A 25,089-nucleotide genomic window follows, 5' to 3' on the forward strand; every position below is an offset into this window, starting at 1 on the left:
CAGACCGGCGTGTCCTGGTTTGTCAGTTCCCCGTGATCTGGTCCCAACCGCAAAATCGGTCGAGCACGTCGAGGTGATGCGGAACCAGATGGCTTCCGCCACGACGATCGTTCGCCCACGGATCGCTGGCCCCTCCAGGCGATCACGGCCTGTTGGTGAACGCATACGTCCCCTGGCGAGCGAATTGCGCTTGCCCTCGCGCGTGGTCGCAACATTCAACGCGAAGACCCTCGCCACCTCTGACGGATCGCCGTGACTCGCGTTTTCACGGCGCTTCGCCACAACGTCGTCATAGCTAACCGGAAACTCAGACCCGAGGCTCATCGTTGGCAACCACTGACCGGGCCTCCAGCCTGCTGCTGCCAGCAGCGTCGAGACTGTCCGCGAACCGGACGCTACCTCTCCAGGAAGCACGCTGATCCGCGCTGCGGTCAGCTGCCTCGGCCGCTGCTGCCGATCTTGACCTGTCCTATCTTTCGAGTGCGGTGACCATGATGAGCGGAACGGTTAACCAGGGATGGCTGCCTGCGCGATGGCTCGCGCTCGCCTCAATAGCGTTGCTTGCCCTGCTGTTGATGGTTCCGGACGCCGCGCTCGTGTTCGTGAGCGTGCACATCAAGAAGCCACCATGGATCGTTGCCCGCCTCGCCGCGCCCGCGCTCTTGCTGCTTGCTTACTTCGCCGTGCTGGGGCGCCGACCCGGGCTGGCGTGCCTGCTGATGGCGCCGTTTGCCGCAATGGTGCCGACGGCGGCGTTCTACATTCTCAGCTATCGGTCACCCATCACCGAAGCGGTGCTGGGTACGGTGGTGGCGACCAACCCTGCGGAGGCTGCCGACTTCCTGGGCCCCTGGTTGTGGGCCCTGACCGTCCTGTCCGTGGCTGCCTGCGCGCTCGCCGTCCTCGCCGGCTGGCTCAGCGCGCGTGCGGGCCTGCAACTGGTGACGTCCCGACGCGTCCATTCCACGCTGATCGCACTGGCCGCAGTGCCGGTGGTCGCATTCGCCAGCATGCAGGTGGTAGCGGACCGACGCCCGCCTGCGGCCAGGCTCGCGGGTGGCAACGATGTCGATGCACGCTCGTTCCGGATCGCGCAGGACAGCTACCCGTTCGGCATTCCGCTCACGCTGGCCGCCTGGTGGAAGGACCGCGTCCGCGCGCAGGCGGCCAGCGCCCGAACGAGGGACTTCCGGTTTCATGCCTACCGTGCCGCCCATCCCGGTCGGCGGCAGATCTACGTGCTGGTGATCGGCGAAAGCAGCCGACGCAATCATTGGCAGTTGTTCGGCTACGACCGCCCCACCAATCCGGAACTCTCGCACACCAGGAACCTGGTCACGATCACGAACATGGTGTCACCCTGGCCGATGTCGCTCGGCGGCGTGCCGGCCTTGCTCACACGCAGGCCGGCGCAACTGGGATTGTTCGAGCCGTTCGGAGAGCAGTCGATCGTCGGCCTCATGCGGGAAGCCGGTTTCGATACCTGGTGGCTTTCCAACCAGAATCCCACCGGCGACTGGAATTCGCCCATCACCGTCTACGCCGAGGAATCGCAACACCTCCAATGGCTGACCCTGCAGAGGTACGACAGCCACCTGGCCGAGGGCCTTGCCAAGATCGTGCGCGGATCGCACGGCGACCTCTTCGTCGTGCTGCACACGATCGGAAGCCACGGGCGGTACGACAGCCGTTATCCGCCCGCCTTCAAGTATTTCGCGCCCACCATCCAAGACAATCGGGCGCTCCGCACCAACTATCAGCGCATCACCAACAGCTACGACAACACCATCCGCTATACCGATTACGTGTTGAGCCAGGTCATCGACGTGCTGAAGCAGACCGACGCGATCACGGCCATGTGGTACCAGTCCGATCACGGCGAAACACTGCCGACGGCGACCTGTTCCATGACCGAACATGGCCACGGCTTCCGCTACGAGTTCCCGGTACCGACGGTGTTCTGGTACTCCGACGCCTATGCGCAGGCGTTCCCGGCAAAGGTCGCCACGTTGCGCGCCAACGCCGGCAAGCCGGCCACCAGCGCCGACACTTTCGCCACGCTCACCGACATGGCCGGCGTCGACTTTTCCAGCCACGACAGTTCACGAAGCCTGTTCAGCCCGGCATGGCGCTATCAGCCGCGCATCGTCCATCCGGTGTGGCAAGAGGAGAACGCGTGGGTCGACTACGACCATGCAGAGCTGGGAAACGGCTGCGAACTGGTGCGAAGCGAACCTGCCGAGGTTCGGAGCGCCGAATCGAAAAAGCAGAGGCTCAAGGGGGCGGCGGGATGAGGCCCTGACTCGGAAAGCTCGACGTGCTGGCGAGCCATGTCGCCCTCGTGGTCCAACTCCAGGAGGGAGCGAACCCATCTGCGGATCATGCGCCCGCCCGGGCCCTTGCGGGAAGTCCCCTTCGGCACGGCATAGTCGGGCCGCCGGCATCCCCGACTGGCCGGCATCAGGGCACATCCACATCGACAACGTCAGGAGGAAGTATGGCTTTCTCTGCGAAGATCGAATCGTCCCCCATCGCCAGCATCAACATCACCCCGCTCGTCGACGTGCTGCTGGTGTTGCTCATCATCTTCATGATTTCCGCGCAGGTCGTCGCTCACAGGAACCGTGTCGATCTGCCTGTAGCGGACCACGCGTCACGCGAAAGGCCCGAGCCGTTGCGGGTCACGGTGGACCCGGACGGCATGGTGTTCCTCAACGGTACGCTGGTGAGCGACGCCACGCTGGCTACGCAACTGGATATTGCCGCGAGTGCGGGCCAGAACGACGCGGCCCGGATCCCCCATGTCGAGCTCCACGCGCGAGATGAGGCATCGTACGACGATGTCGCGCGTGTGCTGGCGTTGGTGAAGGCACACGGCGTCGCTGGTATCGATTTCGCGTCGGACTGAATGGCGTAGCATCGCGGCGACGCCTCGCAGATGAGGCGTTCGCTTCCCAAAAGGTCGGCCACGTTCTGCCGTCTTCCGGGTAGACCGATTTTCGGATGGCCCAGCAAGCGGCCCAGCCGTTCGTCGACCACGGCATGAATCTGGTCGGGGGCGTGCTGCCACTGCGGGTGGAGACGTAATGAACCTCCTTTTTCGCGACCCTTTTCCCGCGCGGGCAGGTGCACTCTCGTCCGAATTCCCGCTCACGACGGCGGCACGGGCGTGACTGCCCTGTCGTTCACGGCCGCCAACCGTTTGGCGACCTGGGCACCATCGCGTCCTTTTCAGGTTGTGCCCAGAGGCTTTCACCATCCCGCCCGCGTGCACTTGCGCTCGTGTGCGATTGGGTGAAACGCTGGAGCGGAGGGAACAACCGATCGGGGCAGGTTCACTTCCTGACCAAGGAAAGTGAACGCCTAGGGCGTGAAGCGGCCTCTCGTTCCTGCGGACTGTGCTGCCTGGCGCGATCAGTCCATCGGCCTTATCTCGCGAGAAGTGATCGCGTGAACCGACCCCTGTTAGTCCCTCCTCTTTAATGCCGGGCCTGTCCTTCAACACGAAATCGATCGGGCGACCAGGAGGCAAACGTGCCACTGCGCGATGGTTTGAGGAGGTGCCTGCGTGGAGCGATGCTCGGCGTCGTTCTGGTCGCGCTGGCGAACGGAGCCGAAGCACAGAAATCTCCTGGTTCACTGCTGGGCGACTACGTCGGCACCTACGCGGACGCGCCTGGCCATACGCTTGAAATCGCAGATGGCGACGGGCTCTTCGCCGTCGTGGACGAAGCCAAGTACCCGCTTCGCGCCGCAGGCGCGGACCGGTTCACCACCATCGGCGGCCAGGTGGTCACGTTCCCGCGCGACGCAAGCGGCAAGGTGACGGGCTACGAGCAGGACGGCGAGTTCCATCCCCGCGTGTCGGCGATCATCACGGCTGCATCGGCCGCCCTGGCGCGGCCGCGTCCGGAAGGCCAGGACTCGCCTTCCGACTATCGCTACCGTCCGCCGGCCGACCTGCATGACGGCATTGACGTCGGGAATATTGCCGGCTCGGACCTCGGCGTCGCCACCGCTCATGCCATCGTTGGCGGCATCCTCGCAGGCACCTACAAGGACGTGCACAGCGTGCTGCTCTACCAGCATGGCAAGCTGGTGTTGGAAGAATATTTCTACGGCTACGGCGTGCAGCGTCCGCATCAACTTCGATCCGCGACCAAATCCGTCGTGAGCGCGCTTGCGGGGATCGCGATCGATCGCGGCGCGCTTTCCGGGGTGAACGGGAGAGTGCTGGCGCAGATGCGCTACCCGGCCTATGACCATCCCGATCCGCGCAAGGCCTCGATGACGCTGGGCGATTTTCTTGCGATGAGCCCCGGATTGGATTGCAATGACCATAGCTCGCACTCGCCGGGGCGCGAGACGATCATCGACGACAAGCCCGATTGGGTGAAAGCCACGCTCGACCTGCCCATGATCAACAAGCCCGGAACCAGGGCCTATTACTGCTCGGGCGGCGTGGCCGTCGTGGGCAGGCTCATCGAGAACGCGGTTCACATGTCACTTCCGGAGTTCGCGCAGGCCCATTTGTTCGGGCCGTTGGGAATCGCGCCGTCCGATTGGAAATGGAACTACGACCTGACCAACGCCGACAAGGAGTATTCGCAGATCCACCTGCGACCGCGCGACATGCTCAAGCTCGGAATCCTGTTTGCGGACGGCGGTCGCTGGCGGGGCCGCCAGATCATCTCCGCAGCGTGGGTACGTGCGTCGTTGGCCGAACACAGCCACGTGGACAATGTCAGCTACGGCTACTTCTGGTGGCGCCCCTGGCTGAACGTGGAAACGCCCACGGGCCCGCAGCACGTCGACGTGATCGCTGCCCAGGGCAATGGCGGCCAGAAGATCTATCTCGTGCCGCAGTACGACCTGGTCGCCGTTTTCACCGGCGGCGGTTACAACGCGCAGTCCACGCCGCCGAATATGATCATGGCAAAGATCGTTCTTCCGGCGTTGATGAAAGCGGCAAGTGCCCGCAAAGGCGGCGTGGTCCATTAACCCGCGCCACCGATGCGTGCGCTGCCATGGTCGACGCACCGGAAGACTACCGCCGGCGTGGCGTGCGCACGCATCTGGCTCGCGTCGGCGGATGGTCCCGTTCAAAGGCGTTCCTCGAACCCGGCGGGCTCGACTGATCCCTTTTTTACAGTCGCGCACGGGGCCATGCATGACCCAGCGCGAGCCGCTCTCAATCCCCGAACAGACGGGCATAGCGCTGCAGGTAGAGCGGCCAGCCGCCTTCCCCGCGAACGCTTTCACGCACACCTTCCCAGCCCTCGCCGTGGCGCTCGAAATGGCGGTGTTCAATCTCGACACGCGTGCGTTCGGAACCCTCGGCAATGAACCGGATCTCGACCTCGCTGGTCTTCTCGCGATTCGTCTCCAACTGCCAGCGCGGATTGATGTCCCAGCTGATCACGAGCCGATGGGGTGGTTCGTAAGCCAGGACGCGCGCCCAGCGACATTCGCTCCCGTCCACGCCGCGGTCGTAGACATGGCCGCCCACGCGCGTCTCCAGCACGGTCTCGGCAATCTCGACGCCGAGCAGGTTGTGCTCGCGGGGCTTGATGCGGTCGAACTGCTCGGTGAAAACGCGGAATGCCCGCTCAACCGGAACTTCGACAACGATCTGCGTCCGAATCGACGTGTCCTGCGCTTGGGTGGTCATGAGTTTCCTCCGTCGGGGTTTTCGTCGGGGTGTTCGGCGAGCTGCTTGAAGTTCGCCAAGGCTTTGCTCCAGAACCGGTCAAGTTCTCCGCGGAGGGCGTCCACCCCCGTCGGATCGACTTGATAAATGCGCCGGGTGCCGGCCGCGCGCTCGGTCACCAGGCCTGCAGCCTTCAGCACCTTCAGGTGCTGGGAGACCGCCGGGCGGCTGACCGGGAGTTCTGCCGCCAGCTCGCCGACTGCGCGTGGGCGAAGCGCGATCCGCTCGAAGATCGAGCGTCTCGTCGCGTCACCAAGGGCGGCCCAGGGGTCGATTGCGTTCGTCATGGCTTACGGTAAGTTATTACTTACCATATCCCAAGGTCAAGCGTGGCCGGACCGAACGGAACCAATCGATCGGAGCAGGCTCACTTCCTGGCAAGGGGATGCGGACGGTGCCCGCGGCGGGAGGTAGCCCGCCATCCTGGCGGCCCGTGATGCCCGGCGCGATTCAACGTGCGTCTGTCCACGCGAGCGCCCAGCGGCCCAGTACGCGGGCTTGATCAGCTACGCCCCTTTTTGCGGCACGGTCCTCGGCTGCAGGGTCCGCACGATCAGGAAGGCCAGCAGTGGGATGCTGATCGCGTAGATGTACTGGGTTCGCGCCACGCCGATATTGAACGGGAACCAGATGCCCGGCACGCCGATCGTGTCGAGCAGCTCGGGGCCGAACAACGAGGCAAGGACCGAGGCCAGCGTGACGAGCGCCAGAATCCGCATCGGGCCACCACGGACGATGCGTGCGGCGATCACGACGAAGAGCGCGATCGAGCCGAGCCGGCTGACGTTCGTCCAGATCGGCAGGTGTGCCAAGGCGCCAACGATGCCGGCGGCGCCCAGCGCGACGGCCAGCACGTCGATGCTCCGCCACGCGGGCAGGCACCAGCGGTTCCAGGCCAGCACCCAGGCGGTCATCGTCGGTATCCACATCACCGACGCCAGCCACGCATAGGTGACCAGGTCCTGCAGGTCGGTCCACGCAACGATCGCATTGTTGAGCCGCCTGGCTGCCGTGAGCGCGAGCGCGATGCAGGCAAACACCAGGAAACCTTTGCGGCTGCTGCGCGATCCGACCACGAGCACCAAACCGACGAGTGCCAGCATGGCCGCCGGCTCGACCGCATCGAGGATGTAGCCGGCGATGGTTCGTTGCCATTGCGCGCGGTGCAGCGCATCGCTCACCGGCCGCGGAGCGAGGATGGGCGGGGTGTGCATGCCGCCACCGTCCGCGCTGGCGCCGGAGCTGGGGAGCATGTAGGTGCGGATGGCGAGCATGCCGGTCCTGCCCGCCGCGCCGGCGGGAAGCGCGAACCGCAGCGGCCGCGTGCCGACGAGCCGCGGTTCGGGGCCGAGCCTGCCCGAGCCGCCCAGCAGTTGACCGTTCCAATACAGTTCGTAGCCGTCCTCGACGAGGGTCGGCCCGAGGATGTCCCACGCCTCGCTTCCGGCCGGCACGACCACCGCCCGCCGGTACCAGGCGTAGCCGTGATAGCCGGGATGGCCGTGCGCCATCCACCCGCCCACGTAATCGGGCAGCCCCACGTCGCCGTCGTGGCTGCCAGGCGGGGCGGTCATGTCCATGGTTTCCCAGCCACTGTCGTCTGCGTCCGCACGTGCCCAGTGCGGGTCATCGCCGGTGTGGAATCGCCACGGGCCGTCGAGCAGGGTGGACGCAGCGCGCAACGGCGCCGGATCGGGACGGCCGCCGCTTGCCAGGTCCGCGATCATGATGGCAAGGATGAGCAGCGTCACGATAGCGATGCCGGCCATCCATCTGCGCTGCGTGGTGTCGGTCGATGGTGCCGTCGATAGGGTCGATAGGGGCATCGTGCAATGGTCTCGTCGTCGAAATAGCGATGTCGTCGAGCAGGCTATCACTGCAAAAATAGCCGGATGGAATCAAGAGATTCCACCCCGCGCCCCGGCCGCTTTTTCGGTTTCACACCGCCAGGCCCGGATCGCCCTCCACCACTGTCTGCCGCATCCGCGGCCGCTCGCCGGCCTTCCACAGGGGCACTTCGTGGCGGACGCGGTAGCGCAGCGGGCCGCCATCCGGACTCGAACTTCGCTCGATCGGGCGCGGGATGCAGACGAAATCGGTGACCATCGTGCTGGCGTCGACGCGGACGGTCGCGTAGCCGTGGCCGCCCATGTCGACGAAGGTCAGGTGCGGGGCGAGGTCGGGATTGCTGGCGGCGTGCGCCTTCTCGAGGTCGCCGCTCTTTGCGAATTCCAGGGCCGAGCGCACGCCGTGGTGCAGCAGCAGGTTGACGGTGGGTTGCGCCGGTCCGCCGCCCGGGTTGGCGACGTACAACGGGCGCAGTGGATCGTCCTTTTTCAGGTTGTGCTCGGAGGCTTCCAGCATGCCCGGGGAAATGAGCGAGCCGCCCACGAAGGTGACGCCCACGGGCTCGAACGCGGCGGGCGGCAGGGCCTTGGCCGCGTAGCCGGCCCAGAAGCTGTGGCGGTCGCCCGAGACGATCGCGAAACCGGTGATGCCGGCATCGCGCACGGTGTCGAAGATCTCGGCGCGTTCGTGGTACGCGCCGCCCCAGTCGCTGGTGCCCAGGACGGCATAGCCCGCGCCGGACCATGGACCCAGCGCGGACGGAAGGTGCTGCGGGTCCACGCGCCAGTCGGGCGTGCCCAGCGAATTGCCCCAGATCTTCCAGGTGGCTTGCGCACCGCGCAGGCGCTCGAGGAACCAGGCCTTCTGCTTCGCGCCCAGCAGGGTCTGCGCGGATTCATGGGCGCGGAAGTTGGCCACGCTCTTGCCGCGGAAAGAGAGCGTCGCCGGCGGATGGCCATCGGCGTAGTCGCGGCCGGCGTCGAACTGCATCGCCAGCTCCTCCGGCACCCAGCCCAGGGCGTCGCCTTCGAACAGCGGGTTGAGCTCCTCGCGCGAACCGGGGTCGCGCGAGCGGAAGCTGTGCTGGTCGGTGAGGATCAGGTCGATGTGCCGGCCCCAGCGCAGGGCGCGATACACGATCAGGCTGTCGATGGCGGCGAGGTTGTTGGCTTCGCGCCCAAGCCCATCGTCATCGAAGTGCGTGACCGGAGTATCGACGACGTGTGGCGCGTCGAAGGTGTCCAGGCGGGCACCCGGCGCCGCGACCCGCGCCGGCTGGTATTCGAACCAGGCCTGGTTGGCCGCGACCTTGAGCGTCTGCGCGGGCACCGAGCCCTTCGCGCCGGGAAATTCCTGGATCGACTGCCAGCCCAGCCAGGAGAATTCGTGGTTGTCCCAGACCGCCACGAACGGCCAACGCGCGCGCGCATCCTGCAGATCCGGATCCTGCAGGTAGCCGTGGTAGAGGGCACGGTAATCCTCGAGCGAGGCCGGCACCCAGTAACGGTCGTTGGCGACCGTCTTGCCGGTCGGGTAGCGGACCGGGAACGTGATGCGGCGGTCGTAGCGATGGCCGTTCTTGACCTGGTCAGGGTATTGCACGACCTCGTAGACGAAGTCGCCCAGGTGCAGCACGAAGCCGATCCGGTCCTCGGGCGCGGCGCGCTCGTCCTCGAAGATCATGCGCCGATAGGCGTTCAGGGCGCCCTCGCAGACGTCCTGGCAACTGACGAAGGCGAAGCGCGCCGGTCGCGGATCGTCGGGACCGGGCGCGGTCATCGTGCGGCCGATCCGGCTGCCGTTGCCCTCCTCGTCCACGAAGCGGTACCAGTATTCGCGGGCCGACGACAGATGGCCGACCAGCACCCGGCAGGTCCAGTCGGACGCGGCCGAAACTTTCGCCGCCGTGGTCGCGATCACCCTGGTGAAGTCCGGATCCTCCGCCACCTCGACCCGCAGCGTGGCGCTCGTGCGCGCGTCCGCATACGGGCGCCGCGTCCAGAGCAGCACACTGTTGTCATCCGGATCGCCCGAGGCGACACCCTGCGGGAACAGATCCCGCCGCTCGCGCCAGCCGCTCGACGACGGGCGCACGGGCGTGCAACCCAAAGCCAGCGCCGCGCCCAGCGTGGCGGAGAGCTTGAGGAACTGTCGGCGGCCCATGGTTGGCATGAGGTCCCCTTTCGCGGCGGATCGCGATGACCGATGCGGGAGAATGCTGGACCTGATGTCGTGCTGGGGAGTGTGCCGGAAGTACCGAGAGCGACGGGTGAGGCCGAGCTAGCCCTCTGACCGCGTTGCGGTTTGAATGTCGGGAGCCTTCAACCGAGGTTGTTTACTACTTTGGCCAAGTACTCGGCGACGGCGGCCGGAGCCACGAGCGAGGCTCCCATTTAGCCGCACGAGGACCACTTGGCCAGCGCATCTTCAACTTGGGACAAAATTCGGTAGGGGCCAAAGGCGGGTCAGAGTGCGCTTTCCGCAGCCTTCGCCTGATTTCGCGGCCCTGCGCACCGCGGTGTCCGCCACACCCCTTTTTGTGCATAGACTACCGGGGCCGATTTACCCGGCGGATGGAATCCGGACTGTCCACCTGCGCCTTGCGCACACTCAAGGAAAGCACGCATGAAAAGGGCAACATTGGTAGCGCTTCTCGCCACGTTTGCGATGGCGACCCACGGCAGCACTTCCAGCGATCTCGAATCGTCTGCCGTCGTCGACGGGACTATCGTGTTGTCCACAGAAGGCACGGTGCAGTCCGCAGAGGTCAAGGACGAAGCCAAATACGGCAAACCGATCGCGGACATGGTGCGCAAGGCCGCACTGCAGTGGCTTTTCTATCCTGTGCGAAGGGAAGGCAAACCCGTTCCTGCCAAGGTCGACATGCACGTCCGCGTCGTGCTGCACAAGACAGCGGACGGCAATTACAGCGCATACATCAAGGGCGCCACCTTCGGCGACATGGACAGGAAATCCACCGACGCGCTGCGCAATACCGAGGCTAACAAGAGGATCGCTCCCAGGTATCCGATGGATGCGATCCGCGCCCACGTACAGGGAACGGTGTACCTCGCCCTGCGTGTCGACCGCAGCGGCCACGTGACCGACGCCGTCGCCGAGCAGGTCAACCTCGTCAACATCGGTCCGGACAGCGTCCTCAGGCAATACCGGGACCTGATGGCCAAGGCGACGATTGAAGTGGCGAAACGCTGGACCTACGAAATTCCCACGACCGGACCGCTGGCCGGCCGGGACAGCTGGACGGCTCGCGTCCCGGTCACCTACAACCTGAATGATATGCACGCGCCCAATACCGGACGCGTATGGCGCACCTATGTCCCCGGCCCTTACACACAGGCGCCCTGGAGCGACAAGCCCGACATGGATGCGGTCGATGCCGTGGCCAACGACGGCCTGCGAACCGAGGGCGCCGACCCCATGCGGCTTCTCCCGTCTCACCGAGGGTGAACGCACAGAAAGTGCACTCTGACCCGGGTTTTACACGCTGCTCAAGGGTGCGCTTGCCGACCGACAGGCGTAGGCGTCCATTCGAAGCACCCGCGCGCACCTCGAACAAGAGCGTGCGCTGGGAAATGCGAAGTTCCAGGCTTTGGTCGAAAAAGCCTTGGGCCGCCCCGCTCGAGTACGACACCGCGGTCGACCGTGTCGCCCCGGCCGCTCGCCGGTGAGGCTTAATTCCCTCCGTCCTCATTTTTTCCCAGGGCGCACACCAGGCTGAGCGAACTGATCCAGTTGCTGTATCTCTTTTTGCTGCCCTGGATCGTTCCTATCCGCTCTCAGGCGAAAGCGGGAGTCAAACTCCTTCGCTGCAGGATCATGGACGATGTACAGCGCGAGTGCCCGCAGATACAAGGCCTCCGAATTATCCGGAAATTGGGCTGCAAACTGGCTTGTGCACGACAGGGCGCCTTCGCGCTCGAAGCCACCCATGAAGTAGCTCTGGCACAGGCTGGTCATCGCCCAAAGCCGCTGATCTGGATTCCGCGTAGCTCTCTGCAACTCCAGCCGGCCATCCCTGACCTGCCCCAGTTCCAACAATGCAGATGCAATACCTGCATGGTCTTCGCATCCGCAATCATCGGGCTGCGCTTGAGCGTGATGAAGGTCCGACAGCGCCTGCTCTCGGTTACCCGTTCGCACGGCCCATTCGGCATGATTTATCAGGACATCGACATCATCCGGGGCAAATCTGATCGCCTGCGACAGGTAGTTTCCCGCCTTTGCATAATCGTCTGCCTGCATGGCGACGACGCCAGCCTTGTCGAGGTAGAAGACGTCCGGCGCGGTCGAAGCGGCGCTTTCCAGTGCCGACCTGATTGGCAGAAGAGTGGATTGATCCTCGAGCTGCATGTAAGCCCTGCGCCCGATCCCCTTCGACAACAGAGACGCAAGCATCGGGCTCTCCGCCACGTGTGAACGTATTTCGTCCACCGTACGGTCCAGCTCGTCAAAGGAACCACCCCAACGCGGATCCCGCGCGGTGAGCCGCATGTCGTTGACATGCAAGGACAAGGGATCGGCCTTCATGCAGTCCTGTTCCGCCGAATCTCTCAGTGATGGATCACCAGCCATGTTTCCGATATCCATGAGATCGACGCACGCAGGGCTCAACTTCGGTTCCGCTTCCGATGCTGCCCGCAGGAACGCGACGGCGACCTTGAGGTGTTCCGTCATTGCAGCGAACTGCGCGTCCGTTGTCTGGGCCGCGTATGCCCCACCCCGGGCGGTCCACGCAGCCCCGAGCGCAGCATCACCCTTGGCCAACTTGGCGAAGGCGCTCCCAGGCGACTTGCTGAGCCAGATGTCGGCAAGCTGCTGGCCGCGCGCGGTCTGGAAGTCACTATAGGCGCGGAAAAGTGCATCGCGATGCATTGGATCGGCGTAATGCTCGGCAAGGATTTCCCTGTACCGGCGTTCCAGCTCCACGGCGCCGTGCGGCTCTTTGAGCAATGTCGCAATTTCGCCAAGGCTTGGACTCTGTGGCAGCGAAAGCCAGCACCGGGCCTTGCCTGCGCGCGCAGGCCAATGATTGCCCGGCAGGTCCGATTCAGCGAGACAAGACTGCAATGCCGGCCGGTCTGCTGCGGGAACCGATGACACGTTGTCCAATGGATCATCGTCCGCCCTATGGCAGCTCGCCGTAGCCGCCGACAAAAAGAGCAATGCAATGAGCCAAAACTTATTCATGATCCGTCCTCTGGATGCCACAAGAATGAAAGTTTGACGAGAAGCGTCCGCCGAAATTCGCCATTCGTCGAAGGCTGGAGCGGGAAACATTCCTGGCTTCCAGAGTACCAGCGACGGTTCCTGAGGCTACTTCCCGACAGTGCATACCGCTCAAAAGAGGGCGGAAGGAACATGAGACCTCGTACACAGGCGGCGTATCGCGATAGCGCCCTTAGCCGACTGCGTGACTAATCGCCCGCGCCAAACTTCCTGCATGCCTCGCCGTCCGCGCTTCCAGCTCAGCATCAGTGCGCACCTCGAACAAAAGCGCACGCTGGGCGAGTCCAAGTTTCGGGCCATGATCGAAAAGGCTTTCGGACACCCGCCACGTAAGACTCCGCAGCAGGCGAAAGCGACCGGACAGTCCATCGGACGATATCTAATTCCCGCCGTCCCCTTATTGCGCGCCGAGGGGACTCAACTACCTCCGTCGCTCTAGATCATGTCCGTGGCCGTGCCAGCGGCGGAACATACGCAATTGCCGCCAAGCTCCTTGGCGCGATAAAGCGCCACGTCAGCGCGCTGAAGCACCGTGTCCAAGGTGTCACCGGCTCGCAATAGGGTGGTGCCGAGCGAGGCGGTGACCTGCGGAACCGGGGCCACCGGCACGGCGGAGATTACCGCCCGTAGACGCTCGGCTACGCGCTGCAGGCCCGCCGCGTCGACGCCGGGCACGATCACCAGAAACTCTTCGCCGCCCCAGCGCGCGAGGCATTCATTGGCGCGCAGGAGCCCCTTGCAGCCATCCGCTACCGCCTGCAGGACGGTGTCGCCGACCGGATGGCCGTGCGTGTCGTTGATCGCCTTGAAGCGGTCGAGGTCGAGCATGATTACCCCGGCAGGAGCCTCGCTCGCCAGCACCTGGCGCAACACCCGCTCGCCGAGCAGGCGACTCTGCACGCCAGTCAACGGATCCCTGTGCAACATGACTTCCATGACGTCGCGCTCGGAGGAAAGTCGCCGGATCTTGCCCGTCAAGCCGCGCTGCACTGGCAACAGGACGACGACCATGATGCTGACCGGGCCATATGCCATCAGCAGGTCCTTGCCCCGTGGCGTCCAAAGCTCTTGGCGATGGCCCAGCAGATAGAGCAACACCGGCAACGCGATCAGCACCCAGCCCAGCGCGGCGGCGAGGAAGGCGCGCCGCCCAGGGATGAAGATCATCAGCATCACCAGGAACACCACGAACAGCGACGAGACTGGCGGCAGGGTGTCGATCAGCCGTACGTCCGGCGACAGGCTTGCCTGCGTGGTGTAGAGCCACGCGGGCGCGATCAGTGCCAGGGCCGAGGCGCCCAGCGCGGTCCACGTGATGCCGAGCACCCACGCCGGCCGCCGCAGCAGTGCGACGATCAGGCCGGCGAACAGCACGCTGGCGGTGGGCGGAACGACAAGATCCATGGGGCGATGGACCCGGCCGAGCCAATGGATGGCCGTCGCGCAGACGCCCGCGAGCAGGGCCAGCGAAAGCAGGGCCAGCACCGCGACGCGGACGTAACGATCGTTCGGATCTTGCGCGGACATCCGGAAAACCTGAGGGGCGACTGAGTCAGTCGAGGCCGCTTTCACCACGATCCGGTCGCTGGCGAGAACGGGGTCTCCGCGTTATCGGCGAGCGGGGCGGCAAATGAAGTGCTGGTCGCAAAAAAGGCCCACACAAAAGCGGGTCAGGGCCCCTTCTCCCCAGATCAGTGGATCGGGCAACTCACAGGGCAGCGCAGCAAACCTCGCGGTCGCGGAGTACACACGGCATCTTCGTACGCACGGCATCGCCTGCTCCGCCCCGGTTTCCAGGGAGTAAGCTGTGGCACGTTGCGTTGCCGGATCGCCCCCAAAGCCGCGGAGCGTGCCATGCCCCGATTGACCAATGAGCAGTTGAAGTCCTGGGCCCTGCCGTATTCCACCCACGAAAAAGGCGACTGCTTCGGCGTGACCAAGCAGCTTAAGAAAGCGCCCTTCGCAGGCTACGCCGGCGAGGAGCCGGACGAGCGGACAAAGAAGGCCGTCCGCATCCCGCTGCGGGAAAAGACCTCCCACGTGGGCCTGCTCCTGCGCTGGCACGCCACCGGCGACGAGGTGCTCGTGGACGCCACGATCCAGCAATTCGGCGGCGACGAACGGGTTTTCGTGGGCAGTTACGACGAATGGGTAGCTCGCCTGCAGCGGCTGACCCACACGGATCACGTGGAGCGTGTCGATGCGGACTTCGGTGGTTTGTACGACGTTCTCGACACCTTAAACGATTTGTCGGCTACGGATCAGAACGACTTGCGGCGAAGCAGGGGCAGCGCAAGCGCCGAGACCCGCAAAGCCGAGACGCTCAAGAAAGGCTGCGGCTGCACGTTGATCTAGCGGCACAACGCGGCAAGTCGCAGGCATACGACCTGCCGCCCGCCCATCGCGCAGCCAATGAAATGGCCGCAAGTGAGCCGCATCCCGTTTTGCCGCGCCCGATCACGCGAACGGATTGCGTCCGAGCGAGCGGGCAAAGCAGGCCACAGGATGCATGCGCCCACCACATCGTCGCGCTCAATGACGACCGGGCAGCACTTTCGCGCCGGCGCCTGTTTGGCTGGCTCATTGCCATCAACGATGCCGACAACGGGGTGTTTCTGCCGCGCTACACGTCCCGGCCATTGCCCGCTCACCCTCAGGCCCCACACCACGGGATCGAGTTGCACACTCCCGTGTACCACGCCGCCGTCTACGCAAGGCTGCGCGGCGCGGGTGCCAACGATCCAGCGGCAGGTAGACAGCGCCTTCGTTCCATCCGGCAACAGCTGCTCGTCGATACCTTCCCTCGCTGAGAAGACAACGGATGGCCATCTGGGAACTGAGGTGCGCGGCGCCCAACGACTTCGCCATGTTGGTGCCGATCGATCGCGACGACCTCGAAGAGGACCTATTCGACGCCACGGGCGCGCCCAAGCAATGGGTCGACCGGCCGCGGGTCGCATTCCATGTGGAAAAGCGCCGCAAGGTGCAGAAGCCGCGTGCCAACGTCAGCCTGCTCGTTCCGGGAGCCTTGGTCCTGGACGAGAAAGCACGGGCCACCCTGGGTGAATTCCTGCTGCGCTTCGGCCAACTGCTTGAACTCGATTGCGAGGGCGAACCGCGCTGGTTCTACAACGTGACGCGCATGATTGCCTGCGTGGACGCGCGGCGCTCCGAAACCTTCGAAGACGGCGGCATTGCGCGCGAGGCCTTCGACGAATCCGCCGTTCCCAGCGAGCCTCTCGTGTTCAAGGATCCGCGCACTGCGTCGGTTCGGATGTACGTCAACGATGCAGGCAAGGCCGTGATCGAACGCGCGGCCGCAAACGCGGGCTTAACCGGGATTGAGTGTGGGGAGCCTGGGCCGCTGTGAGCCTCTAGAATCGCGCCTCCGACCAAACCGCATTCGAATGCTTGGCGGATTCACTCCAGCGTGTCGCGCCTCACCGAACGCACCTCTCGGTTGCCGCCCCACCCCGTGTCAGGAAGGGGCTCTGACCCCGTTAGTTCCGTTAGTTGCGAAGACCCGGCGCTTCGCCGGCACCCGCCCAGCCCACCGCCCACCCAAGCTCACCTCACCCGGTAAGTGAACCTGACCCCGTTTTGGTTGGTTAGTTACCCTTGAGGTCGGCCACGAAAAGCCCTCGCCCCCCGAGGGAATATGAACCTGACCCCTTTTTCCGTCCCACCCACCCCGTCTTGGAGCGCGTAAGGAAAGTGCACTCTGACCTGGGTTTTTCCCAGCGCATGGTCGAAACCACGCTGGGACGGCCCGCCACCTGCCGCGCGCGCGGCCGACCCGCCAAGCGGGCGAACGGGAGGGGACTTAATTAGCCACGTCCCCTTTTTTCGCTAGGCCAAGTTCGCCGTTCTTGAGGTAATGCCATAAGACGGACTCGGGTTGCTGACCGTGGAAGAGGGCCCGGAAGATCACCCCTTCCAGGAGCATCATCTCCCTGCCTTCGAGCGAAAACATCAGACCCTTTCCCTGGTGAACGACGGGACGGGCACCGGCGACCTTGGCTCGGCCCAACTCCTTCCGTGTCGCGTGACGGACGTCCATGCCCGCCATTTCACACGCTTCGATCAGCGCAGGTATTGAGACCGCGATACAGACATTCATGCGCCCGAAAAGTATGTCCATCTTGACATCATCAGCCAGAGTTCTTGAGAACACTGGCGGCGCCAAGGGGATCTGCATACAGTCCGCCAAGCGAATGATGTGATAGTCCTGCTCCACATCCCCTTGAAGGCTCAGCGCCATGAGGAACATCAGGTGCCCGCGAGGCGCGATATCGCCTGCGTATGCGCCCAAGAAGATTGGGCCTTGCACGTTATACGCCCAGTTCCTTTCCTTTGCCTGCTCGGTCAGGTCCGCTAACGCCTCATCCCACGTTTCGATTGGGAAAAAGGGCTCCGGGATCCTCACCAACTCTCCCGTATCTGGGTCCAGCGCTGAGCCCTGCGACATGACCTCGCTAACGTGGGTCATCCGCGCCTTCTGGCGCAGGACGCGCCCCATCTGCTTTACGGTCTTGCGGCTCTCGGTCCGCTCGACGACCTCGCGGAATGTTTCGCAGCCAGACGCCGCGTAGAACATCGCCAAGTCCAGCACGTGCTTGTTGTGCTCACCTTCTTTCACTTCGATGATCGATATACGCCTTTCTGCGGAGACGCTGATGATGTCACCCACCTGGACAAAAGATGTGAGATCGGAGATGAGCGGCATGCAGCCGGGGGCCCTCTCCCGAAGTTCCTGACACGCCCGCAGCACCGACGCAAAGTTGGACGCGGACAAGTCTGGCTGCTTCTGGAACCGATAGATTCTGCGGGCGTAGCAGAGCTGCCCACCCAGCATGGCCCAGGCGATGGTGTCGGCCACTGCACGAAATAGCAGCTGCTCAGATACATCCCAGCGCTCGCCGGTGCCAACACGGCCAGCCATCTTCTCTTGGGCCGCAAACATCCCCTCGTGCGCCAGCTCATAAAACCTGCGCCGAAGCTGCGTGTCTTGCTTGAGCCGGTCGGGAGTTAGCTCACCCCACAGTTCGCGACTGCCTGTACAAGCGAGTTCCACCAACTCGCGGGCCAAGGGTTCAAGGTCGGGCCGAAGCGTCTTAAGCCTAAGACGCCGTTCAATTTTCTCCGGAATTTTTGGCTCGTCACTCATGCCGCTCCTTGACTTTGGGTTGTGGAAGTCAGGCAGCCAACTTGACCAGTTCATCAGACCGACGAACGCGACAGGTGGGACGAAGGAAATTAACCCCAGCTAATTCCCATCGTCACCTTTGCCCTGACCAACGGCCGCACCTACAACGCCTTCAACGCGGCTTTCGTCAGCAGCTTGGATTTATGTGCTGCCTGCAATGCGTCTGGAATGCGCGAATCGCAAACGATGTCCAACGCAGAACTAGCTCGGCTAGCACCGAGATATATCGCAGTCAACTCCCTTAGCTGAGCATATGCACTGCTTGCCCGAGGCAACCCGGAGACCACCAGCACTACATCCGAAAACTGCGTTCCACCCACAAACTGCCACGATGCAACGACCGCGGCCCTCCGCTGATAGGTAAGAAGCTCCACATCATCAAAGCTAGTGAGCCGGACGGCAGCTATGCCGGCCTGTTTGATAGCGGCGAAGATCTGCCGCTCCGTTTCGCTAATGCACACTACGCACAACCTACGGCCTCTCTCCTTAGACGCAGCAACTTCTTGTGCTTTAGCCACGCAATAGTCGGCGACGCTATCAACACTGGACAGCTGAACCAACCTTGGTTTTCGTGCTTTCGCTTCCGACTTCGCCACGCGAATTGCTGCCGCATTTAAGGGAAACCGTCCATAGAGGAAGCTAATCAGCTCAAAGAGGCCAGCGCGGAACCTGTGCGTTTCGCTCAAATACACACTACTTTGAGTTTTAAGCGCTTCCGAACGAGCGTTAACCGCCGAAAACAGCCCCTGAGAGGGATCCTCCACCGACAGGAAAACCATGCCAGGTTTAGCGCGCGACAATAGGGAAACCGCTAAACGCTCCTGGGAGTCAAATAGCTGCAATTCATCCACTAATATAAAGTCATATCCGTCAGTTTCGCGCCTCACATTCCACGTGAATGTCTCGAAGATACGTATGCTATCGAGAACCAGCTGATCGGTTGTAATTACGCCAAGATCTATCAGCTGTTCCAAAAAGCGCTCGAAAACACGCAAACAAAACTCGCGATCCGCTCTTGTGACAAACGGAGGCATCGTTTGGTCTCGAGCCTCACTCAAGTAATCAGCAACCTTATCACTATCTCCCGGCATCACTCCCTGAGGGGAGAGGACACCGATAATTTCTTCGTACAAATCGAGGACTAGCTCGTTTCTGGCATGAGATCCAGATGGAGCATTTAGGGCCCGCACGATGCCAGGCGACATATCTGACTTAGCAGCAGAACTTAGGCGCGGCTCGACATCTGCAATAAATCGATCAAGTAGTTCAATAACACGGCGCTGTCCATCCGAACTATCTTCTCCAAGTACAGCACTAGCACCCTGCCCCACGTTACCTGCGTGATATTGAAGTACATATAACAAAGGCAACACGGAGATGTTCGCCAATGGCCGACCGTCATTCAGGGACAGAAGGATTCCATCAATACGCTCAGCCATCGCCCAGCTGTGAGTAACGATCAAAATCTTCTTCCGTCCGCCCACGACGTTCTCATCTCTGGATAGCCGGATTGCACGCATGCATAAGGCCAGTGTCTTTCCGCTTCCCGCAGGGCCTATTACACGCACTGATGAGTTGAGGGGTGCATCCACGATTTGGAGCTGCTCTGGTTTAAGAAGCGTACGCCAGTAGTCGTAAGAATACCCTTGAACTACTGCTTCACTACCAATAGCCTTGAGATCAACCTGATCGGAAAAACTTTCTCCCTCGCGCTCCCGCTCTACCTTTGCAGATATGGTCGCGGCCCACTGCATATACTTGGATGAATCAGGAACGGCGGGAGGTAGCCAATCTTGGAGCAAGATTCGCTTATTCGAGTCTGAAATCTCCAAGAACCGGACGGTGCGGGACGCCCCGTCTATTTCGGCGAGCCAGCGTTGGTCACCATCATTCTCACCGACGGCGAAGAATGCTAGCCGGTTTTTGTAATGATATTCGGACCAACTGCGCGGAAGATGCACGGGTGGCATTGATGCAGCTTTAAGCACCCTCGCAATGCGCGCATATACAGTATCGGCATCGCCGTGCAGTTCACTTAGTGCCTTTACGCAAATAACTGCTCGGTATTCATCCGCTCGCTCGAGGCCAGTTGCATATGCCTTTAGGTCCTCCACCAAAGTTTTGGAGTGCAACCCTGGCAGCGAATCGGACGGAACCTTGGATACGCGCCCATGACGACTACTGGCGAGCATATCCGCAGCGGACTCGCTAACCAAAAGATAGTTTTCCATTAGCGCACAAACTCCTGAATATCTCTAGTAAGTACCGCAGCGGGCACATCCGGCAGACCGATATCAGCAAACACTTGCCCGAGCATCTGAGTTAAGCGGTAACGAAATGGGGAATTGAGCCTTGCAACTCGAATACCACTTCGTTCCTGCGCTTCCGATGTCCTGATTGCAATGTCCGATACGCGTGCCTGCCACATCGCTCGCAACCACACCACCGAAACCCTGTCCGGGGTTAGCGGCGGCGCCAATAAACGGAGGATGTCCCCCCTAGAATCAATTTGTTTTGCAAAGCGATCCAAGGCTTTCGGCCAGGAAATTCCTGCAGCCGTGAACATCGCACGCAACTTAGGCACGCAGATCACCCAATCTTCATGCGTGATCGCTTTGGCAGCTGTCTCTACCACTTCGTCACTGATATTCCCCTCACGGACGAGCGCCTTTACCTTTCCTAGGAAAGCAGGCGTCAGGGGGACATCATCTATAGATAGTTGTCTTTTGCAGTATTGATGAAGAGCGTCTTTGTAATTCTCAAAAGCGTCATACGCCAAACATTTGCAGATTATCTCTTCGATGGATAACAGGGGAACTAGCGTCACCAACCTTGAGTGCTTACGATTCCCTAGGTCACAATCCGCCGTCACTACAACACCGTAGTAAGCGGGCCTATCTTCTTCTTTAAACCTTATGAGGTCACCTTGTTGAAGCCAATCGCCAGGCGCGACTGATTCATAAAGCGCCCATATGCTAGTTGGCTCAACTTCTGTAGCGACTGTCATGCTCTCTCCCTCCCCTCCATCTGCGACGAGCAAGCACTATCGCAAACGCTCCCTTGTCTCGGCGCGAGCTACATATTCCGCCGATACTCCCCACCCACGTCATACAACGCGTGGCTAATCTGCCCCAACGAGTTGTACTTCACCGCCTCAACCAACTGCTCGAACACATTCTTCCGCTCCCGCGCCGTCTGCTGCAACCGCTTCAGGCTCTCCGGCGCCAACCCATTCCGCGCCTCCCCAAACGCCCGCACGTTCGCAATCTGCTGCCCTTTCTCCTCCTCCGTGGAGCGAATGAGCTCGATCTCGGTCGCCACTTCGCCACCATGCTCCTTCGGCAGGAACGTGTTCACCCCGATCAACGGCAGCGACCCATCATGCTTCTTGTGCTCGTAATACAGCGACTCTTCCTGGATCTTGCCGCGCTGGTACATCGTGTCCATGGCGCCCAGCACGCCACCGCGCTCGCTGATCGCCTCGAACTCCTTGTAGACGGCCTCTTCCACCAGGTCGGTCAGCCCCTCGACCACGTAGCTGCCCTGCCAGGGGTTCTCGTTGAAGTTGAGGCCCAGTTCCTTGTTGATGATCATCTGGATCGCCACGGCGCGGCGCACGGACTCTTCGGTCGGCGTGGTGATGGCTTCGTCGTAGGCGTTGGTGTGCAGGCTGTTGCAGTTGTCGAAAAGCGCGTAGAGCGCCTGCAGCGTGGTGCGGATGTCGTTGAACTGGATCTCCTGCGCGTGCAGTGACCGGCCGGAGGTCTGGATGTGGTACTTCATCATCTGGCTGCGCGCGCTGGCGCCGTAGCGCTCGCGCATGGCGCGAGCCCAGATGCGGCGGGCGACGCGGCCGATGACGGTGTACTCCGGGTCCATGCCATTGCTGAAGAAGAAGCTCAGGTTCGGCGCGAAGTCGTCGATGTGCATGCCCCGGGCGAGGTAGTACTCGACGATGGTGAAGCCGTTGGAGAGGGTGAAGGCGAGCTGGCTGATCGGGTTCGCGCCGGCTTCGGCGATGTGGTAGCCGGAGATGGACACCGAGTAGAAGTTGCGGACCTTGTGGTCGACGAAGTACTGCTGGATGTCGCCCATCATGCGCAGGGCGAATTCGGTGGAGAAGATGCAGGTGTTCTGCGCCTGGTCTTCCTTGAGGATGTCGGCCTGCACGGTGCCGCGCACGGCGGCGAGGGTGTCGGCCTTGATCCTGGCGTAGGTTTCCTCGTCGACGAGCTGGTTGCCGGTGATGCCGAGCAGGCCGAGGCCCAAGCCGTCGTTGCCCTTCGGTAGATCACCCGAGTAGCGCGGGCGCTCGCGGCCTTCGTAGAGTTTGGCGATCTTCTCTTGCGCCTGGGCCCAGCGGGCTTCGTCGGCCTTGAGGTGCTTCTCCACGTTCTGGTCGATCGCGGTGTTCATGAACATCGCGAGGATGATCGGCGCCGGGCCGTTGATGGTCATGGACACCGAGGTGGTCGGCGCGGACAGGTCGAAGCCCGAGTAGAGCTTCTTCATGTCGTCCAGGGTGGCGATGTTGACGCCGGAGTTGCCGATCTTGCCGTAGATGTCCGGGCGCGGGGCCGGGTCCTCGCCGTACAGGGTGACCGAGTCGAACGCGGTGGACAGGCGCGTGGCGGCGCCGCCCTGGCTCAGGTAGTGGAAGCGGCGGTTGGTGCGCTCCGGGGTGCCCTCGCCGGCGAACATGCGGGTGGGGTCTTCGCCGGTGCGGCGGTAGGGGTAGACGCCGCCGGTGTAGGGGTAGTGGCCGGGGAGGTTTTCCTTGCCGAGGAAGAGGAGCTGGTCGCCCCAGTTGTTGGTCTTGGGCGGGGCGACTTTGGGGATCTTCTGGTGGCTCAGGGATTCGCGGTAGTTCTCCACACGGATGGTCTTGCCGCGGACCTGGTATTCGTTGACGTCCTTGGTGACGGATTCGCGGAGCTTGGGCCAGTCGCGCAGGAGGTGGAGGGACTCGTTGGAGAGTTCCTTGATCGCTTCGTTGTAGCGCTGGCGGAGGAGCAGGAGGGTGCGGTCTGGGGCAAGGCTTCCCCCATCCGCCCTTCGGGCACCTTCCCCCGCGGGCGGGGGAAGGATCTGGGCCGGATGTGACGGGTGGAGCTGGGCGTGGTCGTAGACGTCCAACGGGCGCGGGAGGGACTCGTCGCCTAGTTCCTTGAGCGATTCGTAGTAGTGCTGCGCCTTGCTGGCGGCTTCGGCCTGGCGGGCGATGGAGCCGTTGATGCCCCTGCCCTGCTCGGCGATCTCGGCGAGGTAGCGCACGCGGCTGCCGGGGATGAGCACGGTGGCGCGCGGTTCCTTGAGCGAGGTGTTCACTTCCGGCGCGAAATCGCAGTGCGGGCTGCCGATGGGCTGGCCGTGTTTGGCGCTCACCTTTTCCTGCAGCAGGCGGCACAGGTTGGAGAACATCCAGGTCACGCCCGGGTCGTTGAACTGGCTGGCGATGGTCGGGTAGACCGGCACGTCCTCGTCCTTCAGGGCGAAGGCGGTGCGGTTGCGCTTCCACTGCTTGCGCACGTCGCGCAGGGCGTCTTCGGCGCCGCGCTTGTCGAACTTGTTGAGCACGATCAGCTCGGCGAAGTCGATCATGTCGATCTTCTCGAGCTGGCTGGCGGCGCCGTAGTCGGACGTCATCACGTACATCGGGAAGTCGACCAAGTCGACGATCTCCGAGTCGCTCTGGCCGATGCCGGCGGTTTCCACGATGACCAGGTCGTAGGGCTGGCTCTTGAGGAAGGCGATGCAGTCCTTGAGCACCTCGTTGGTGGCCATGTGCTGGCGGCGGGTGGCCATGGAGCGCATGTACACGCGGTGCGAGCGCAGAGAGTTCATGCGGATGCGGTCGCCCAGCAGCGCGCCGCCGGAGCGACGGCGGGTCGGGTCGACGGCGAGCACGGCGATGCGCATCCCGGGGAAGGCGTGCAGGAAGCGCAGCAGCAGTTCGTCCACCACGGAGGACTTGCCGGCGCCGCCGGTGCCAGTGAGGCCGAGCACCGGGGTCTTGCGGCCGGCCAAATCCCATTCCTTGCGCAGGCGGGCGAGCTCGGGCTCGCCGAGGCGGCTTTCCTCGATGTCGGTGAGCATGTGGCCGACGGAGATTTCGTCGTCGATGTCGACCTGCGGCACGCCCGGCTGCTCGGCCTTCAGGCGCTGCGCCTGGGCGGCGCGGGTGCGCTGCATGACGTCCTCGATCATCTCGGTCAGGCCCATCTTCATCCCGTCGTTGGGGTGGTAGATGCGCTCGACGCCATAGGCCTGCAGCTCGCGGATTTCTTCCGGGGTGATGGTGCCGCCGCCGCCGCCGAACACGCGGATGTGCGAGGCGCCGCGCTCGCGCAGCATGTCCACCATGTACTTGAAGTACTCGACGTGGCCGCCCTGGTAGGAGGACAGCGCGATGGCGTCGGCGTCTTCCTGCAGCGCGGCGCGCACGACGTCTTCCACCGAGCGGTTGTGGCCCAGGTGGATCACTTCGGCACCCTGGCTCTGGATGATGCGGCGCATGATGTTGATCGCCGCGTCGTGGCCATCGAACAGGCTGGCGGCGGTGACGAAACGCAGCGGGGTGGTTTCGGCCTGCGCGGCGGTGGCGGGGACGTGGCTGGCGGGGGAACTCATGGGGACTCCGACATCGGTGCTCTGAACCTCTCGATTCTAGTGGATCGGGGTTAAGGGCGCGGGAGTCGGGGTGGGTGTGCTGGTGGCTCGGGCAGCGGTGTGCTGGCGGGGCCAGGGGCGCAACGTTCGAGCAGCGGATGGGTCAGGACGTGAGGCGGGCGCGGTTCGCGTGGGGAATTACCGCGACTTGATTCTTTACGACTCGCTTCGGCTGGGTTTGCCCGCAAGCCTTGGCCCCTCACCCCAGCCCTCTCCCCGACGGGGAGAGGGAGCAAAGCTACGCGCTTCGGCTGGGTTTACCCGCAAGCCTTGGCCCCTCACCCCAGCCCTCTCCCCGGCGGGGAGAGGGAGCGAAGCGACGCGCTTCGGCCGGGTTTGCCCGCAAGCCTTGGCCCCTCACCCCAGCCCTCTCCCCGGCGGGGAGAGGGAGCGAAGCGACGCGCTTCGG

General features: G+C 63.2%; 17 protein-coding genes. 7 read left to right on the forward strand and 10 right to left on the reverse strand.

Annotation, left to right across the window (positions count from 1 at the left end):
• The first annotated feature begins 494 nt into the window (after positions 1 to 494).
• From AAIL17_RS02690 to AAIL17_RS02700, 3 genes are all read left to right on the forward strand, one after another.
• Complete coding sequence (locus AAIL17_RS02690) at positions 495 to 2,294, forward strand: phosphoethanolamine transferase (RefSeq protein WP_424681267.1); 1,800 nt, start codon at positions 495 to 497, stop codon at positions 2,292 to 2,294.
• A gap of 203 nt (positions 2,295 to 2,497) precedes the next feature.
• A complete protein-coding gene (locus AAIL17_RS02695; RefSeq protein ID WP_424681268.1) occupies positions 2,498 to 2,908 on the forward strand; it encodes an ExbD/TolR family protein in 411 nt (136 codons plus the stop codon).
• A 626-nt stretch (positions 2,909 to 3,534) separates the two neighbouring features.
• The gene (locus AAIL17_RS02700) at positions 3,535 to 5,001 is read left to right on the forward strand and encodes a serine hydrolase (RefSeq protein ID WP_424681269.1); all 1,467 of its coding nucleotides are present in this window, start codon (positions 3,535 to 3,537) and stop codon (positions 4,999 to 5,001) included.
• A 190-nt stretch (positions 5,002 to 5,191) separates the two neighbouring features.
• Here the strand turns inward: AAIL17_RS02700 and AAIL17_RS02705 are convergent, their stop codons facing one another.
• The 4 genes from AAIL17_RS02705 to AAIL17_RS02720 form a co-directional block, all read right to left on the reverse strand.
• Complete coding sequence (locus tag AAIL17_RS02705) at positions 5,192 to 5,671, reverse strand: SRPBCC family protein (RefSeq protein WP_424681270.1); 480 nt, start codon at positions 5,669 to 5,671, stop codon at positions 5,192 to 5,194.
• The gene (locus tag AAIL17_RS02710) at positions 5,668 to 5,997 is read right to left on the reverse strand and encodes an ArsR/SmtB family transcription factor (RefSeq protein ID WP_424681271.1); all 330 of its coding nucleotides are present in this window, start codon (positions 5,995 to 5,997) and stop codon (positions 5,668 to 5,670) included. The genes AAIL17_RS02705 and AAIL17_RS02710 overlap by 4 nt, the downstream gene beginning before the upstream one ends.
• A 219-nt stretch (positions 5,998 to 6,216) precedes the next feature.
• Complete coding sequence (locus tag AAIL17_RS02715; protein WP_424681272.1) at positions 6,217 to 7,479, reverse strand: glycoside hydrolase family 2; 1,263 nt, start codon at positions 7,477 to 7,479, stop codon at positions 6,217 to 6,219.
• 169 nt (positions 7,480 to 7,648) lie between these two features.
• Positions 7,649 to 9,730, reverse strand: a complete 2,082-nt coding sequence (locus AAIL17_RS02720) for an alkaline phosphatase D family protein (protein ID WP_424681273.1) — start codon at positions 9,728 to 9,730, stop codon at positions 7,649 to 7,651.
• A 453-nt stretch (positions 9,731 to 10,183) separates the two neighbouring features.
• On the opposite strand from AAIL17_RS02720, the gene AAIL17_RS02725 reads away from it, so the two are divergent.
• Entirely contained in the window at positions 10,184 to 11,026 is an 843-nt protein-coding gene (locus AAIL17_RS02725; protein WP_424681274.1) for an energy transducer TonB, read from the forward strand.
• A 240-nt stretch (positions 11,027 to 11,266) separates the two neighbouring features.
• Here AAIL17_RS02725 and AAIL17_RS02730 read toward each other — a convergent pair whose 3' ends face one another.
• Together AAIL17_RS02730 and AAIL17_RS02735 are read right to left on the reverse strand one after the other, a co-directional pair.
• Positions 11,267 to 12,766, reverse strand: coding sequence for a hypothetical protein (locus tag AAIL17_RS02730; protein WP_424681275.1), 1,500 nt, complete (start codon positions 12,764 to 12,766; stop codon positions 11,267 to 11,269).
• Positions 12,767 to 13,240: 474 nt separating this feature from the next.
• Positions 13,241 to 14,332 (reverse strand): diguanylate cyclase domain-containing protein, encoded by a 1,092-nt coding sequence (locus AAIL17_RS02735; protein WP_424681276.1) that lies wholly within the window; start codon positions 14,330 to 14,332, stop codon positions 13,241 to 13,243.
• 327 nt (positions 14,333 to 14,659) lie between these two features.
• Here AAIL17_RS02735 and AAIL17_RS02740 point away from each other — a divergent pair, with 327 nt between their 5' ends.
• The 3 genes from AAIL17_RS02740 (at position 14,660) to AAIL17_RS02750 (ending at position 16,175) form a co-directional block, all read left to right on the forward strand.
• Positions 14,660 to 15,160, forward strand: coding sequence for a hypothetical protein (locus AAIL17_RS02740; RefSeq protein ID WP_424681277.1), 501 nt, complete (start codon positions 14,660 to 14,662; stop codon positions 15,158 to 15,160).
• Between the two features lie 62 nt (positions 15,161 to 15,222).
• Positions 15,223 to 15,615 (forward strand): AHH domain-containing protein, encoded by a 393-nt coding sequence (locus AAIL17_RS02745; RefSeq protein WP_424681278.1) that lies wholly within the window; start codon positions 15,223 to 15,225, stop codon positions 15,613 to 15,615.
• An 11-nt stretch (positions 15,616 to 15,626) separates the two neighbouring features.
• Positions 15,627 to 16,175 (forward strand): hypothetical protein, encoded by a 549-nt coding sequence (locus AAIL17_RS02750; RefSeq protein ID WP_424681279.1) that lies wholly within the window; start codon positions 15,627 to 15,629, stop codon positions 16,173 to 16,175.
• Between the two features lie 453 nt (positions 16,176 to 16,628).
• Here AAIL17_RS02750 and AAIL17_RS02755 read toward each other — a convergent pair whose 3' ends face one another.
• The 4 genes from AAIL17_RS02755 to AAIL17_RS02770 all read right to left on the reverse strand — a co-directional run bounded on the left by AAIL17_RS02755 (position 16,629) and on the right by AAIL17_RS02770 (position 24,641).
• Positions 16,629 to 17,972, reverse strand: a complete 1,344-nt coding sequence (locus AAIL17_RS02755) for a hypothetical protein (RefSeq protein WP_424681280.1) — start codon at positions 17,970 to 17,972, stop codon at positions 16,629 to 16,631.
• 140 nt (positions 17,973 to 18,112) lie between these two features.
• Positions 18,113 to 20,242, reverse strand: coding sequence for a UvrD-helicase domain-containing protein (locus AAIL17_RS02760; RefSeq protein WP_424681281.1), 2,130 nt, complete (start codon positions 20,240 to 20,242; stop codon positions 18,113 to 18,115).
• On the reverse strand, positions 20,242 to 21,018 hold the full coding sequence (locus AAIL17_RS02765) for a hypothetical protein (RefSeq protein WP_424681282.1): 777 nt from the start codon (positions 21,016 to 21,018) through the stop codon (positions 20,242 to 20,244). The genes AAIL17_RS02760 and AAIL17_RS02765 overlap by 1 nt, the downstream gene beginning before the upstream one ends.
• A gap of 68 nt (positions 21,019 to 21,086) precedes the next feature.
• Positions 21,087 to 24,641, reverse strand: coding sequence for a methylmalonyl-CoA mutase family protein (locus AAIL17_RS02770; protein WP_424681283.1), 3,555 nt, complete (start codon positions 24,639 to 24,641; stop codon positions 21,087 to 21,089).
• Between the last annotated feature and the right edge of the window lie 448 nt (positions 24,642 to 25,089).

The sequence above is a fragment of the Frateuria sp. YIM B11624 genome (assembly GCF_049727805.1).
Taxonomy (GTDB): Bacteria; Pseudomonadota; Gammaproteobacteria; order Xanthomonadales; family Rhodanobacteraceae; genus Frateuria_A.

Coding starts and splice junctions, on each gene's coding strand:
- AAIL17_RS02690 (WP_424681267.1), top strand. CDS start 495: ATGAGCGGAACGGTTAACCAGGGATGGCTGCCTGCGCGATGGCTCGCG.
- AAIL17_RS02695 (WP_424681268.1), top strand. CDS start 2,498: ATGGCTTTCTCTGCGAAGATCGAATCGTCCCCCATCGCCAGCATCAAC.
- AAIL17_RS02705 (WP_424681270.1), bottom strand. CDS start 5,671: ATGACCACCCAAGCGCAGGACACGTCGATTCGGACGCAGATCGTTGTC.
- AAIL17_RS02710 (WP_424681271.1), bottom strand. CDS start 5,997: ATGACGAACGCAATCGACCCCTGGGCCGCCCTTGGTGACGCGACGAGA.
- AAIL17_RS02715 (WP_424681272.1), bottom strand. CDS start 7,479: ATGGCCGGCATCGCTATCGTGACGCTGCTCATCCTTGCCATCATGATC.
- AAIL17_RS02720 (WP_424681273.1), bottom strand. CDS start 9,730: ATGCCAACCATGGGCCGCCGACAGTTCCTCAAGCTCTCCGCCACGCTG.
- AAIL17_RS02725 (WP_424681274.1), top strand. CDS start 10,184: ATGAAAAGGGCAACATTGGTAGCGCTTCTCGCCACGTTTGCGATGGCG.
- AAIL17_RS02730 (WP_424681275.1), bottom strand. CDS start 12,766: ATGAATAAGTTTTGGCTCATTGCATTGCTCTTTTTGTCGGCGGCTACG.
- AAIL17_RS02735 (WP_424681276.1), bottom strand. CDS start 14,332: ATGTCCGCGCAAGATCCGAACGATCGTTACGTCCGCGTCGCGGTGCTG.
- AAIL17_RS02740 (WP_424681277.1), top strand. CDS start 14,660: ATGCCCCGATTGACCAATGAGCAGTTGAAGTCCTGGGCCCTGCCGTAT.
- AAIL17_RS02745 (WP_424681278.1), top strand. CDS start 15,223: ATGGCCGCAAGTGAGCCGCATCCCGTTTTGCCGCGCCCGATCACGCGA.
- AAIL17_RS02750 (WP_424681279.1), top strand. CDS start 15,627: ATGGCCATCTGGGAACTGAGGTGCGCGGCGCCCAACGACTTCGCCATG.
- AAIL17_RS02755 (WP_424681280.1), bottom strand. CDS start 17,972: ATGAGTGACGAGCCAAAAATTCCGGAGAAAATTGAACGGCGTCTTAGG.
- AAIL17_RS02760 (WP_424681281.1), bottom strand. CDS start 20,242: ATGGAAAACTATCTTTTGGTTAGCGAGTCCGCTGCGGATATGCTCGCC.
- AAIL17_RS02765 (WP_424681282.1), bottom strand. CDS start 21,018: ATGACAGTCGCTACAGAAGTTGAGCCAACTAGCATATGGGCGCTTTAT.
- AAIL17_RS02770 (WP_424681283.1), bottom strand. CDS start 24,641: ATGAGTTCCCCCGCCAGCCACGTCCCCGCCACCGCCGCGCAGGCCGAA.